11 protein-coding genes are annotated in these 13,340 nt (G+C 59.9%); 10 read left to right on the plus strand and 1 reads right to left on the minus strand.

Annotation, left to right across the window (positions count from 1 at the left end):
* Nucleotides 1-16 precede the first annotated feature (16 nt).
* Complete coding sequence (locus tag FQ187_RS26075; protein WP_149631676.1) at nucleotides 17-586, plus strand: lipocalin family protein; 570 nt, start codon at nucleotides 17-19, stop codon at nucleotides 584-586.
* A gap of 113 nt (nucleotides 587-699) precedes the next feature.
* On the opposite strand, the gene FQ187_RS26080 is transcribed toward FQ187_RS26075, so the two are convergent.
* Nucleotides 700-2,064: a formimidoylglutamate deiminase gene (locus FQ187_RS26080; protein WP_149631677.1), complete on the minus strand. Its 1,365-nt coding sequence runs from the start codon at nucleotides 2,062-2,064 to the stop codon at nucleotides 700-702.
* Between the two features lie 146 nt (nucleotides 2,065-2,210).
* Here FQ187_RS26080 and hutC point away from each other — a divergent pair, with 146 nt between their 5' ends.
* The 9 genes from hutC (at nucleotide 2,211) to hutH (FQ187_RS26125) (ending at nucleotide 13,269) form a co-directional block, all read left to right on the plus strand.
* On the plus strand, nucleotides 2,211-2,921 hold the full coding sequence (hutC, locus tag FQ187_RS26085) for a histidine utilization repressor (RefSeq protein ID WP_177326944.1): 711 nt from the start codon (nucleotides 2,211-2,213) through the stop codon (nucleotides 2,919-2,921).
* Complete coding sequence (locus FQ187_RS26090) at nucleotides 2,918-3,487, plus strand: HutD family protein (RefSeq protein ID WP_149631678.1); 570 nt, start codon at nucleotides 2,918-2,920, stop codon at nucleotides 3,485-3,487. Before hutC ends, FQ187_RS26090 begins: the two co-directional genes overlap by 4 nt.
* Before the next feature lie 460 nt (nucleotides 3,488-3,947).
* Nucleotides 3,948-5,636, plus strand: a complete 1,689-nt coding sequence (hutU, locus tag FQ187_RS26095; RefSeq protein ID WP_149631679.1) for a urocanate hydratase — start codon at nucleotides 3,948-3,950, stop codon at nucleotides 5,634-5,636.
* 44 nt (nucleotides 5,637-5,680) lie between these two features.
* Complete coding sequence (locus FQ187_RS26100; protein ID WP_149631680.1) at nucleotides 5,681-7,153, plus strand: cytosine permease; 1,473 nt, start codon at nucleotides 5,681-5,683, stop codon at nucleotides 7,151-7,153.
* A gap of 68 nt (nucleotides 7,154-7,221) precedes the next feature.
* A complete protein-coding gene (locus tag FQ187_RS26105) occupies nucleotides 7,222-8,190 on the plus strand; it encodes an ABC transporter substrate-binding protein (protein WP_149631681.1) in 969 nt (322 codons plus the stop codon).
* A gap of 70 nt (nucleotides 8,191-8,260) precedes the next feature.
* Nucleotides 8,261-9,112 carry a proline/glycine betaine ABC transporter permease gene (locus FQ187_RS26110; protein ID WP_129439221.1) on the plus strand — a complete coding sequence of 284 codons (852 nt, stop codon included), beginning with the start codon at nucleotides 8,261-8,263 and terminating at the stop codon, nucleotides 9,110-9,112.
* Nucleotides 9,109-9,939 (plus strand): glycine betaine/L-proline ABC transporter ATP-binding protein, encoded by an 831-nt coding sequence (locus FQ187_RS26115; RefSeq protein ID WP_008149478.1) that lies wholly within the window; start codon nucleotides 9,109-9,111, stop codon nucleotides 9,937-9,939. The genes FQ187_RS26110 and FQ187_RS26115 overlap by 4 nt, the downstream gene beginning before the upstream one ends.
* Before the next feature lie 141 nt (nucleotides 9,940-10,080).
* Nucleotides 10,081-11,604 carry a histidine ammonia-lyase gene (gene hutH / locus FQ187_RS26120; protein ID WP_149631682.1) on the plus strand — a complete coding sequence of 508 codons (1,524 nt, stop codon included), beginning with the start codon at nucleotides 10,081-10,083 and terminating at the stop codon, nucleotides 11,602-11,604.
* A gap of 132 nt (nucleotides 11,605-11,736) precedes the next feature.
* Nucleotides 11,737-13,269, plus strand: coding sequence for a histidine ammonia-lyase (gene hutH / locus FQ187_RS26125; RefSeq protein ID WP_149631683.1), 1,533 nt, complete (start codon nucleotides 11,737-11,739; stop codon nucleotides 13,267-13,269).
* Nucleotides 13,270-13,340: the final 71 nt, after the last annotated feature.

The following is a 13,340-nucleotide window of genomic DNA, read 5'->3' on the forward strand; positions in this document are numbered from 1 at the left end:
CCACGGGAGAAAAACAATGAAGCGGTTATTGATAGTCCTTTTAGCCGGCCTGGTATTGGCCGGCTGCGCCACTTCCGGCGTAGATCCGTTGGCACCGAAAACGGTCAACAGCGTCAATCTCAAGAAGTACCAAGGGACCTGGTACGAGTTGGCTCGTCTGCCGATGTATTTCCAGCGCAACTGCGCGCAATCCGAAGCCCATTACACGCTCAAGCCTGACGGCAAGGTGTTGGTGCTGAACCGCTGCCTGACGGCAGACTGGCAATGGGAAGAGGCCAAAGGCACGGCCTGGCCACAGGAGCCGGGCAAAACCGACAAGCTGTGGGTCGAGTTTGATAACTGGTTTTCGCGGCTGATTCCGGGTGTGGCGAAGGGAGAGTACTGGGTGTTGTATGTCAGCGATGACTACAAGACCGCAATCGTTGGCGATCCGAGCCGCAAGTATCTATGGCTGCTGGCACGGACCCCGACGGTCAATGGTGTAGTGCGTGAGGAGCTGCTGAGCAAGGCACGTCAGCAGGGTTACGACACCACGCGGCTGATCTGGCGCGCGACCGATACGCAGATGGCCAAGATCTCGAACTAACGGTTACCGGAATCCCAATGCGGGCTTGCTCGCGAAGGGGCCATCAAATTCAACAGAGATGTTGACTGACAGTCCGCCTTCGCGAGCAAGCCCGCTCCCACATTTTTTTTGCGTCAGCCCAGGAGGTCGCGCAGGACTTGGGTGAAAGCCCGATTGCTCTCTTCTTCGCCCGCATGACGCCCGTCGCGCACAACCCACTGGCCATTGACCAGCACATCTCGCACCTGACGGTCACCACCGGCAAACAACCAACGATTGAGAATCCCGTCGCCGCTGGCTGTCGCCAGGTACGGATCGTTGCCATCCAGCACCAGCCAATCCGCACGTTTGCCAACTTCCAGCGCACCAATCGGCTGGCCCAGCGCCTGAGCCCCGCCCTCCAGCGCTGCGTCGTACAGCGTGCGGCCAACCATCGGCTGATCCGCGCCATACAAACGATTACGGCGTTGGTCGCGCAGACGCTGGCCGTATTCCAGCCAACGCAATTCTTCCACCACGCTCAATGACACATGGCTGTCGGAACCGATGCCCATGCGCCCGCCCTGAGCGAGGAAGTCCACCGCCGGGAAAATCCCGTCGCCGAGGTTGGCTTCGGTCGTCAGGCACAAGCCGGCGATGGCGCGACTCTTGGCCATCAGCGTGACTTCTTCCGGGTTGGCGTGGGTTGCGTGAACCAGGCACCAGCGCTGATCGACCTCGGTGTTTTCATACAGCCATTGCAGCGGACGGCGGCCGCTCCAGCTCAGGCAGTCATCGACTTCCTTCTGCTGTTCGGCGATGTGAATGTGCACCGGGCTCTGCTGGTCGCTGGCGGCCAGCACTTCGCTGATCTGCTGCGGTGTTACCGCGCGCAACGAGTGGAAACACAAACCCAGCGACTGCGCCGGTTGCTGCGCCAGGATTGGCTGCAAGCGCGACTGAAGCTTGAGGTAGTTTTCGGTGCTGTTGATAAAGCGGCGCTGGCCTTCGTTCGGGGCCTGGCCGCCGAAACCGGAATAGCTGTAGAGCACCGGCAGCAGGGTCAAGCCGATCCCGGCGGAACTGGCGGCCTGGCTGATGCGCAGCGCCAGTTCGGCCGGGTCCGCGTAAGGCTGGCCGTTGGTGTCGTGGTGTACGTAATGAAATTCCGCGACCGAGGTGTACCCGGCCTTGAGCATTTCGATGTACAGCTGACGGGCGATGACGCCGAGTTGATCCGGGCTGATTTTTCCGACGAGGCGATACATCAAATCGCGCCAGGTCCAGAAACTGTCATTCGGATTCCCTGCCACTTCCGCCAACCCGGCCATGGCGCGCTGGAAGGCGTGGGAGTGTAGATTCGGCATACCCGGCAGTAGCGGACCGCTTAGCCGTTCGGCGCCATCTGCATTGGAATCGGCCTGGATATGGGTCAACACGCCATCGGCGCTGACCTCAAGACGTACATTGTTGGCCCATCCACTAGGCAGCAGCGCGCGTTCGGCAAAGAAGGCGGACATGGTTCAGCACCCCATCGTGTGTTATTTGTATATACATATACAGACGTTTGCCTGCTCGGTAAACTCCGGCAAGCTAGCAACCTCTACCAAATGAACAAGGATTAACCGTGCCGACTCCGCCTGCAGTCTCTCCGTTGGCCGCACACATGGGCGACAGTCCGGCGCCCTTGTACGCGCGCGTCAAACAGATGATCACCCAGCAAATCGACAGTGGAAACTGGCCGCCGCACTACCGCGTTCCGTCGGAAAGCGAGCTGGTCAACCAGTTGGGTTTCAGCCGCATGACCATCAACCGTGCCCTGCGCGAGATGACCGCCGACGGTCTGCTGGTGCGCATGCAGGGTGTCGGCACTTTCGTCGCCGAGCCGAAAAGTCAGTCCGCGCTGTTTGAAGTCCACAACATCGCCGACGAAATAGCCTCCCGTGGCCATCGCCACACCTGCAAGGTCATCACCCTCGAAGAAGAGGCCGCAGGTTCCGAGCGGGCGCTGGCACTGGATATGCGCGAAGGCCAGAAAGTCTTTCACTCGCTGATCGTGCATTTCGAAAACGATATTCCGGTGCAAATCGAAGACCGTTTCGTCAACGCACTGGTGGCGCCGGACTACCTCAAGCAGGACTTCACCCTGCAAACGCCATACGCCTATCTGAACCAGGTCGCGCCGCTGACTGAAGGCGAACACGTGGTCGAGGCGATTCTGGCTGAGGCCAGCGAGTGCAAGTTGCTGCAGATTGAAAAGGGCGAGCCGTGCCTGCTGATTCGTCGCCGTACCTGGTCCGGCCGTCAGCCAGTGACCGCCGCCCGTTTGATCCACCCCGGTTCCCGTCATCGTCTGGAAGGGCGCTTTCATAAATGAATGAGTTGAAGGTTTTACGCGCCGTTGATTACCCACGCATGCCGTGGAAAAACGGCGGCGGCAGTACCGAAGAAATCACCCGCGATGCGGGCACCGGTCTTGAGGGTTTCGGCTGGCGTCTGTCGATTGCCGATATCGGTGAGTCGGGCGGTTTCTCGACATTCGCCGGCTATGAGCGAGTGATCACTGTGCTGCAAGGCGACGGCATGACCTTGCGTGTCGATGGCCAGGACACAAAGCCACTGTTACCGCTGGACCCGTTTGCCTTCAGCGGCGAGAGCCAGGTCTCTTGCACCTTGCTCGGCGGACCGATTCGCGACTTCAACCTGATTTATGCACCGCAGCGTTATAGCGCGCGGTTGCAGTGGCTGGACGGCGAGCAGCGGTTTTTCAGCTCGGCAGGCACCGTGCTCGTATTCAGTGTCACCGAAGAGCTTGAAGTGAAAGTCGGTCATAGCGCCTCACAACTCGGTCGCCATGATTGCCTGCAACTCGACGGTAACGTCGGCCTGCTGGAAGTCTCCAGCAATGGCCAGTGCTGTGTGATCGAGCTGACTGCACGCTGATTCAAAATACCTAAAAGATCGCAGCCTCGTTTCACTCGACAGCTCCTACAAGATGAACACCATCCCTGTAGGAGCTGTCGAGTGAAACGAGGCTGCGATCTTTTGCTTTTCAACGTTCCCGAATGCGCACCAACTTGTTACCGAACGCCCCAGCGTGGCGCAAACCCCCGCTCAAGTAACAGCTGTAAGCCTCCTCGCAAAATCCCCCCGAAAAATTTCATCTTCGCCAGAACCCTTGATCCAGGCGCTTTCCAGCCCTTTCAAAACTTTTCTTGAGCACTCATCCAACAAGTTGGCCGCTTGATTGCATATGCTTGTATGTACAAGTAAAGACGTATGCGTATGAGTCGATCGAGACTCCTCGCAACGTCCACTGATTCGCTTGTGTCGCTTTGACGCGCACAGGCTGGCTTACCCACCGCCAGGGTTGGTTTGGATTGATCGCTGAGGAGTCTTTTTCGTGACTGACAATACCCAGAAACCTACTAAGTTTCGTAACGTCGAAATCCGCGCTGCCCGCGGTAACAAGCTGACCGCCAAGAGCTGGCTGACTGAAGCGCCGCTACGCATGTTGATGAACAACCTCGACCCGGAAGTCGCCGAGAACCCTAAAGAACTGGTGGTTTACGGTGGTATCGGTCGTGCGGCACGTAACTGGGAATGCTACGACAAGATCGTCGAAAGCCTGACCAACCTGAATGACGACGAGACCCTGCTGGTGCAATCCGGCAAGCCGGTCGGCGTGTTCAAGACCCACACCAACGCCCCACGCGTACTGATCGCCAACTCCAACCTGGTGCCACACTGGGCGAGCTGGGAACACTTCAACGAACTGGACGCCAAAGGCCTGGCCATGTACGGCCAGATGACCGCCGGCAGCTGGATCTACATCGGCAGCCAGGGCATCGTCCAGGGCACCTACGAAACCTTCGTCGAAGCCGGTCGCCAACACTACAACGATGACCTGACAGGTCGTTGGGTCCTGACCGCAGGACTCGGTGGCATGGGCGGCGCTCAACCACTGGCCGCCACCCTGGCCGGCGCTTGTTCGCTGAACATCGAATGCCAACAGATCAGCATCGACTTCCGCCTGAACAGCCGTTATGTCGATGAGCAAGCCACCGACCTCGACGACGCGCTGGCCCGCATCGCCAAATACACCAAGGAAGGCAAAGCGATTTCCATCGCCCTGCTCGGCAACGCGGCTGAAATCCTGCCGGAACTGGTCAAGCGCGGCGTGCGCCCGGACATGGTCACCGACCAGACCAGCGCCCACGACCCGCTTAACGGTTACCTGCCGGCCGGCTGGACCTGGGAAGAGTACCGCGCTCGCGCCAAGACCGAGCCAGCCGCTGTCGTCAAAGCCGCCAAGCAATCGATGGCCGTGCACGTTAAAGCGATGCTCGAATTCCAGAAAATGGGCATTCCGACCTTCGACTACGGCAACAACATCCGTCAGATGGCCCAGGAAGAAGGCGTCGAGAACGCATTCGACTTCCCAGGCTTCGTACCCGCTTACATCCGTCCGCTGTTCTGCCGCGGTATCGGTCCGTTCCGTTGGGCTGCACTGTCGGGCGATCCGCAAGACATCTACAAAACCGACGCCAAAGTAAAAGAGCTGATCCCGGACGACGCCCACTTGCATAACTGGCTGGACATGGCGCGCGAGCGCATCAGCTTCCAGGGTCTGCCGGCACGTATCTGCTGGGTAGGTCTGGGCCTGCGCGCCAAGCTCGGCCTGGCGTTCAACGAAATGGTTCGCAGCGGTGAATTGTCCGCACCAATCGTGATCGGTCGCGACCACCTGGACTCCGGTTCCGTGGCCAGCCCGAACCGCGAAACCGAATCGATGCAGGACGGTTCCGATGCCGTGTCCGACTGGCCATTGCTCAACGCTCTGCTGAACACCGCGAGCGGCGCAACCTGGGTTTCCCTGCACCACGGCGGTGGCGTCGGCATGGGCTTCTCCCAGCACTCGGGCATGGTGATTGTCTGCGACGGTACTGACGAAGCGGCTGAGCGTATCGCTCGGGTGCTGCACAACGACCCGGCGACCGGTGTTATGCGTCACGCCGATGCGGGTTACCAGATCGCGATCGACTGCGCCAAGGAACAGGGTCTGAACCTGCCGATGATTACCGGCAAATAACAACGCAAAGCCGACCCCACAAAACAATCCTCAGAGGTTGAATCATGGCTGTTAACAGCGATCGTGCAGGCAGTAAACCGTTGATCGAGAAGCGTTCGATCGACTACATCCCGGAAGCGGAGAGACACGGTCGTCTGTTGAGCCAGTTCACCCTGTGGATGGGTGCCAACCTGCAAATCACCGCGATTGTCACCGGGGCCCTGGCCGTGGTGCTGGGCGGTGACGTGTTCTGGTCGTTGATCGGTCTGTTGATCGGTCAACTGCTCGGCGGTGGCGTAATGGCGCTGCATGCGGCGCAAGGGCCCAAGCTTGGCCTGCCGCAGATGATCTCCAGCCGGGTGCAGTTCGGCGTTTACGGCGCGGCCATCCCGATCGTGCTGGTGTGTTTGATGTACCTCGGCTTCACCGCCACGGGCACCGTGCTGTCCGGTCAGGCGCTGGGCCAATTGTTTGGCGTCAGCGACAGCGTCGGCATCCTGATTTTCGCCAGTGTCATCGTGCTGGTCACGGTGCTCGGTTATCGAGTGATCCATTGGATTGGCCGTGTTGCCAGTGTTATTGGTGTGATCGCCTTCGTTTACCTGTTCAGCCGTCTGATGAGCCAGACCGACGTTGGCGCGCTTCTGCAAATCCGCCACTTCAGCTGGAGCAGCTTCCTGCTGGCGGTGTCGCTCGCGGCGTCCTGGCAGATCGCCTTCGGCCCGTACGTGGCGGACTATTCTCGCTACTTGCCAAGCAAGACGTCATCGGTGAAAACCTTTTTCGCAGCGGGTGCGGGTTCGGTGATTGGCGCACAGGTGGCGATGATCCTCGGTGTGTTTGCCGCCGCTTCGGCAAACGGGCAATTCGCCGGCCATGAAGTGGCTTACATCGTGGGACTGGGTGGTACCGGTGCCACCGCTGCGCTGCTGTACTTCAGCATCGCGTTCGGCAAGGTCACCATCTCCACGCTCAACTCCTACGGCAGCTTCATGTGCATTGCGACCATCATCAGCGGCTTCCGTGGTGAACTGAAGGTCTCGCGCTTGCAGCGTCTGGTCTTCGTGCTGGTCATCGTTGGTACTGCGACCCTGATGGCGCTGCTCGGTCAGCACTCGTTCCTCGGTGCGTTCAAGTCCTTCATCCTGTTCCTGCTGGCGTTCTTTACGCCATGGAGCGCGATCAACCTGGTGGACTACTACTGCATCACTCGCGAGCGCTATGACGTGCCGGCGCTGGCCGATCCGAACGGTCGCTACGGTCGCTGGAACCCGCTCGGTATCAGCGTCTATGTCTTCGGTGTGCTGGTGCAACTGCCGTTTATCTCCTCCAAGTTCTATACCGGTCCGCTGGTGGCAGCTCTGGGTGATGTGGATATCTCCTGGATCATCGGTCTGGTGCTGCCCGCAGCCCTGTATTACGTATGTGCAAAAAAATGGCACAGCGCAGTACCCGATCAACTGATCCTGCCGGTCGAGCAGGACAGCGTTGTACAACCTAAAACAAGCGGGGCCGGTCGCGCTGCGGCGCAGGCCTGATTGGACGTGGACAGGGCTGGATGCCTCTTGACTGCCGTAAGCCAACTCATGATTAGGAGCGTCACACAATGAAATCGAACAAGACCCTGCTGACCACATTGCTTTCCATGGGCCTGCTGGCCAGCGCCGGCGCCACTCAGGCGGCTGGTTGGTGCGAGTCGGGCAAACCGGTGAAATTTGCCGGCCTGAACTGGGAAAGCGCCATGCTGCTGACCGACGTGCTGCAAGTCGTGTTGGAGAAAGGCTACGACTGCAAGACCGACAGCCTGCCGGGCAACTCCATCACCATGGAAAACGCCCTGAGCAGCAACGACATTCAAGTGTTTGCCGAAGAGTGGGTCGGCCGCAGCGAAGTCTGGAACAAGGCCGAGAAGGCCGGCAAGGTTGTCGGTGTTGGCGCTCCGGTCGTTGGCGCGATCGAAGGCTGGTACGTGCCGCGTTACGTGATCGAAGGCGACGCCAAGCGCAAGCTGGAACCGAAGGCGCCGGACCTGAAAAACATTGCTGACCTGGGCAAGTATTCCGCGGTGTTCAAGGACGCCGAAGAGCCATCCAAGGGCCGTTTCTACAACTGCCCGGCCGGCTGGACCTGTGAGCTGGACAACAGCGAAATGCTGAAAAGCTACGGCCTGGAAAGCACCTACACCAACTTCCGTCCGGGCACCGGCCCGGCGCTGGATGCCGCGGTGTTGTCGAGCTACAAGCGTGGCGAGCCGATCCTGTTCTACTACTGGTCGCCAACCCCGCTGATGGGCCAGGTTGATCTGGTGAAACTCGAAGAGAAACCAGGCGTGGACAAGCGCGTGACCATCAAGGTCGGCCTGTCCAAAACCTTCCACGAGCAAGCCCCGGAATTGGTGGCGGTGCTGGAGAAGGTCAACCTGCCAATCGACCTGCTCAACCAGAACCTCGGGCGCATGGCCAAAGAGCGGATCGAGTCACCAAAACTGGCGAAAATCTTCCTCAAGGAACATCCTGAAGTCTGGCACGCATGGGTGAGCGAAGACGCAGCCAAAAAGATCGACGCGGCCTTGTAGGTTGAGTTTCTCCGACTGCCCTGAGCGGCAGTCGGATGCTTGATCGCAACCCCTTGATTGAGAGCCTCTTATGTTTCCCGAAAGCTTTACCTTTTCCATCGCCGACTGGGTCAACAGTTGGGTCGATTCGCTGGTCACCAACTACGGCGACGTGTTCCGGCAAATCTCCGACACCCTGTTGTGGGCCATCGTCAATCTTGAAGGGCTGCTGCGTGCGGCGCCCTGGTGGCTGATGCTGGCGATCGTGGCGGGCGTTGCCTGGCACGCGACCCGCAAAGTCGTGACCACCGCCGTGATCGTTGGCTTGTTGTTCCTGGTCGGTGCGGTCGGCCTCTGGGACAAGCTGATGCAGACCCTGGCGCTGATGATGGTGGCGACCATCATTTCGGTGATGATCGGCATTCCGCTGGGCATTCTTTCGGCACGCAGCAATCGCCTGCGTTCGATTTTGATGCCGCTGCTGGACATCATGCAGACCATGCCGAGTTTCGTGTACCTGATCCCGGTGCTGATGCTGTTCGGCCTGGGCAAGGTCCCGGCGATTTTCGCCACCGTGATCTACGCCGCACCACCGCTGATTCGCCTGACTGATCTGGGTATTCGCCAGGTCGACGGCGAAGTGATGGAAGCGATCAACGCCTTCGGTGCCAACCGCTGGCAGCAACTGTTTGGTGTGCAACTTCCGCTGGCCCTGCCGAGCATCATGGCCGGGATCAACCAGACCACCATGATGGCCCTGTCGATGGTCGTGATTGCCTCGATGATCGGTGCCCGTGGCCTGGGTGAAGACGTGTTGGTGGGGATTCAAACCCTCAACGTTGGACGTGGTCTTGAGGCGGGTCTGGCGATCGTGATTCTGGCAGTGGTTATCGACCGTATTACTCAGGCGTATGGTCGGGCACGGCATGAGGTGAGCAAATGAACAACGAAGCCATCAGCAAGATCGAAGTCAAAAACGTCTTCAAGATTTTCGGCAACCGTTCCAAGGATGCGCTGGCCATGATCGGCCAGGGCAAAACCAAAGATCAGGTGCTGTCCGAAACCGGCTGTGTGGTCGGCGTGAACGACTTGTCCCTGAGCATCGGCACCGGCGAGATCTTCGTGATCATGGGCCTGTCGGGTTCCGGCAAGTCGACGCTGGTGCGCCACTTCAATCGTTTGATCGACCCGACCAGCGGCGCGATCCTGGTGGACGGCGTGGACATCCTGCAATACGACATGGAAGCCCTGCGCGAATTTCGCCGGCACAAGATCAGCATGGTGTTCCAGAGCTTCGGCCTGCTGCCGCACAAGACCGTGGTGGATAACGTCGCCTACGGCCTGAAAGTGCGTGGCGAGACCAAGCAAATGTGCTCCGAGCGCGCGCTGCACTGGATCAACACGGTGGGCCTCAAGGGCTACGAAAACAAATACCCGCATCAGCTCTCGGGCGGCATGCGTCAGCGTGTGGGCCTGGCCCGCGCCTTGGCGGCGGACACCGACATCATCCTGATGGACGAAGCCTTCAGTGCCCTCGACCCGCTGATTCGCGCCGAAATGCAAGACCAGTTGCTGGAACTGCAAAAGACCCTGCACAAGACCATCGTCTTCATCACCCACGACCTCGACGAGGCCGTGCGCATCGGTAACCGCATTGCGATCCTCAAGGACGGGCGCCTGATTCAGGTCGGTACGCCAAGAGAGATCCTGCATTCGCCGGCGGATGAGTATGTGGACCGGTTCGTACAGCGTCGGGCTGCGGTGGTTTAAAGGTTTGCGGTGTTTGTGCTGGCCTCTTCGCGAGCAAGCCCGCTCCCACATTTGGAATGCGTACCCCTGTGGGAGCGGGCTTGCTCGGGAAGGCGTCAGCGAAGCTGCATCAATATTCAAGTTGTACGCACGAGGTTGAAGATGTCTCAGGCTGAAAAAATCGTTATCGCCGACGCCCCGTTGCGTTGGCAGGATGTGGTCGCCGTAGCCCGTCATGGCGCACAGCTTGAGCTGTCACCACAGACCTGGGCACGGATCGAGAATGCCCAAGCGATCGTCCAGCGCATCGTCGTCAGCGGCGAGCGCGCCTATGGCGTCAACACCGGACTCGGCGCGCTGTGCAATGTCTCGCTCAAAGACGAACAACTCAGCCAACTGTCGCGCAACACCTTGCTCAGTCACGCCTGTGGCGTTGGCGCTCCATTGGCCGACGAACAGACCCGCGCAATCATCTGCGCCGCCATTCGCAACTACAGCCATGGCAAATCCGGCATTCATCGCCGGGTGGTCGAAGCCCTGTTGGCGCTGCTCAATCGCGGCATCACCCCGCAAGTGCCGTCCCAAGGTTCGGTCGGTTACCTGACCCACATGGCCCACATCAGCATCGCGCTGCTGGGTGTCGGCAATGTCAGCTATCGAGGGCAGATCGTTTCCGCGCAGCAGGCCCTGGCCGAAGAAGGGCTGCAACCGGTTCAGCTGGGCGCCAAAGATGGCCTGTGCCTGGTCAACGGCACGCCGTGCATGTCCGGCCTCAGTTGCCTGGCACTCGCGGACGCCACGCGTCTGGTGCAATGGGCCGACGTGATCGGCGCCATGAGTTTCGAAGCCCAGCGCGGTCAAATTGCCGCGTTCGATGCCGAGATCATCGCGCTCAAACCGCATCCAGGCATGCAGCAAGTCGGCATCAACCTGCGGGCGTTGCTCGATGGCAGTGAAGTAATTGCCAGCAGCAAAGGCATTCGTACTCAGGATGCGCTGAGCATCCGCTCGATTCCGCAAGTTCACGGCGCCGCTCGCGATCAGCTTGAACACGCGAAAAAGCAGATCGAAACCGAACTCAACTCGGTCACCGACAACCCGATGCTGCTGGGCACGCCGGACGACTTCCGCGTCATGTCCCAAGCCAACCCGCACGGCCAATCGGTCGCGCTCGCCGCGGATTTGCTGGCGATCGCCATGGCGGAAATCGGCTCCATCGCCGAACGTCGTCTGGACCGTTTGATCAACCCGCATGTAAGCGGTTTGCCGGCATTCCTGGTGGCCAACCCGGGGGTGAATTCCGGGATGATGATCGTCCAGTACGTCGCCGCTTCGCTGTGTGCGGAAAATCGTCAACTGGCGCAACCGGCGGTACTCGACAACTACGTCACCTCGGGCCTGCAAGAAGACCACCTGAGCATGGGCACCAACGCCGCGTTGAAGCTGCATCGCGCCCTGGAAAACTGCACACAGATCCTCGCCATCGAATACCTGCTGGCGTCTCAGGCGTTTGAGTTCTTGAAAGAGCAACGCTTCGGCGCCGGCACCGATGCCGCCTGGCGCCTGCTGCGCGAGCGAGTCCCGGCCTACGACCAGGACCGCTGGCTGGCACCGGACATCGCCAGTGCCGCCGCCGTTTTGAAAGACCCGATTTTGCTGCACAACGCTTTACCTAACCTGAACTGATTTCCACAAAACACCAGCGTGCCAAGGCGCAGCCCCCCAAAAGGTGGGAAGCGACGGACAACGGACATCTCCGGAGCGTCTGGTGAGAACTCTTCACCTAAGAAGAAGACAAACTCTCAAAAGGAGCACGAAATGACTGCGTTAAACCTTATTCCCGGCCAACTGAGCCTTGCCCAACTGCGTGATGTCTATCAGCAGCCGGTCAAAATCACCCTCGATGACAGCGCCTCGAACCAGATTGAAGCCAGCGTTGCCTGCGTGGAACAGATCCTCGCCGAGAACCGCACCGCTTATGGCATCAACACCGGTTTCGGCCTGCTGGCTTCGACCCGTATCGCCAGCGAAGACCTGGAAAACCTGCAGCGCTCGCTGGTGCTGTCCCACGCCGCCGGTGTCGGCGAGCCGATCAGCGACGCGCTGGTTCGCTTGGTCATGGTGCTCAAGGTCAACAGCCTGAGCCGCGGTTTTTCCGGCATTCGTCGCGTAGTGATCGACGCGCTGATCGCCCTGATAAACGCCGAGGTTTACCCGCACATTCCATTGAAAGGTTCGGTCGGTGCATCCGGCGACCTGGCGCCTTTGGCCCACATGTCGCTGGTGCTGCTGGGCGAAGGCAAGGCTCGCTACAAAGGCGAGTGGATGGAAGCAACCGAAGCGCTCAAAATCGCCGGTCTGACTCCGTTGACCCTGGCCGCGAAAGAAGGTCTGGCGCTGCTCAACGGTACTCAGGTGTCCACCGCTTATGCGCTGCGTGGTCTGTTCGAAGGCGAAGACCTGTTTGCTGGCGCCCTGGCCATTGGTGGTATGACTGTTGAAGCCGTGCTGGGCTCGCGTTCCCCGTTCGACGCCCGCATCCACGCCGCTCGTGGCCAGAAAGGCCAGATCGATGCCGCTGCCGCTTACCGCGATCTGCTGGGCGAGCGCAGCGAAGTGTCCGACTCGCACCAGAACTGCGAAAAGGTCCAGGACCCGTACTCCCTGCGCTGCCAGCCGCAAGTCATGGGCGCTTGCCTGACCCAGTTCCGTCAGGCCGCCGAAGTGCTCGCCATCGAAGCCAACGCCGTTTCGGACAACCCGCTGGTATTCGCCGCTGAAGGCGACGTGATCTCCGGCGGTAACTTTCACGCCGAACCGGTCGCCATGGCTGCCGACAACATGGCCCTGGCCATCGCTGAAATCGGTTCCCTGAGCGAGCGTCGTATCTCGCTGATGATGGACAAGCACATGTCGCAACTGCCGCCGTTCCTGGTGGCCAATGGCGGCGTGAACTCCGGCTTCATGATTGCCCAGGTGACCGCTGCGGCATTGGCCAGCGAGAACAAGGCGTTGTCCCATCCGCACTCGGTGGACAGCCTGCCGACGTCGGCGAACCAGGAGGACCACGTTTCCATGGCGCCGGCTGCCGGCAAGCGTCTGTGGGAAATGGCCGAAAACACTCGCGGCGTTCTCGCGGTGGAATGGCTGGCGGCCTGTCAGGGTCTGGATTTGCGTGACGGTCTTAAGACCTCGGCGAAGCTGGAAAAGGCTCGCGCCATCCTGCGTGCTGAAGTGCCGTTCTATGAGAAGGATCGGTTCTTTGCACCGGACATCAATGCTGCTAGCGAGCTTCTGGCGACTCGTTGCCTGAACGAGCTGGTTTCGGCGAAGTTGCTGCCTAGCCTGTAATGGCCTCTTCGCGAGCAAGCCCGCTCCCACATTGGATTGTGTAAACCCTGTGGGAGCGAGCTTGCTCGCGA

Origin of the sequence: Pseudomonas sp. ANT_J28 (assembly GCF_008370005.1) — a bacterium.
GTDB classification, from domain to species: domain Bacteria; phylum Pseudomonadota; class Gammaproteobacteria; order Pseudomonadales; family Pseudomonadaceae; genus Aquipseudomonas; species Aquipseudomonas frigoris.

Coding starts and splice junctions, on each gene's coding strand:
- FQ187_RS26075 (WP_149631676.1), top strand. CDS start 17: ATGAAGCGGTTATTGATAGTCCTTTTAGCCGGCCTGGTATTGGCCGGC.
- FQ187_RS26080 (WP_149631677.1), bottom strand. CDS start 2,064: ATGTCCGCCTTCTTTGCCGAACGCGCGCTGCTGCCTAGTGGATGGGCC.
- hutC (WP_177326944.1), top strand. CDS start 2,211: ATGGGCGACAGTCCGGCGCCCTTGTACGCGCGCGTCAAACAGATGATC.
- FQ187_RS26090 (WP_149631678.1), top strand. CDS start 2,918: ATGAATGAGTTGAAGGTTTTACGCGCCGTTGATTACCCACGCATGCCG.
- FQ187_RS26100 (WP_149631680.1), top strand. CDS start 5,681: ATGGCTGTTAACAGCGATCGTGCAGGCAGTAAACCGTTGATCGAGAAG.
- FQ187_RS26105 (WP_149631681.1), top strand. CDS start 7,222: ATGAAATCGAACAAGACCCTGCTGACCACATTGCTTTCCATGGGCCTG.
- FQ187_RS26110 (WP_129439221.1), top strand. CDS start 8,261: ATGTTTCCCGAAAGCTTTACCTTTTCCATCGCCGACTGGGTCAACAGT.
- FQ187_RS26115 (WP_008149478.1), top strand. CDS start 9,109: ATGAACAACGAAGCCATCAGCAAGATCGAAGTCAAAAACGTCTTCAAG.
- hutH (WP_149631682.1), top strand. CDS start 10,081: ATGTCTCAGGCTGAAAAAATCGTTATCGCCGACGCCCCGTTGCGTTGG.
- hutH (WP_149631683.1), top strand. CDS start 11,737: ATGACTGCGTTAAACCTTATTCCCGGCCAACTGAGCCTTGCCCAACTG.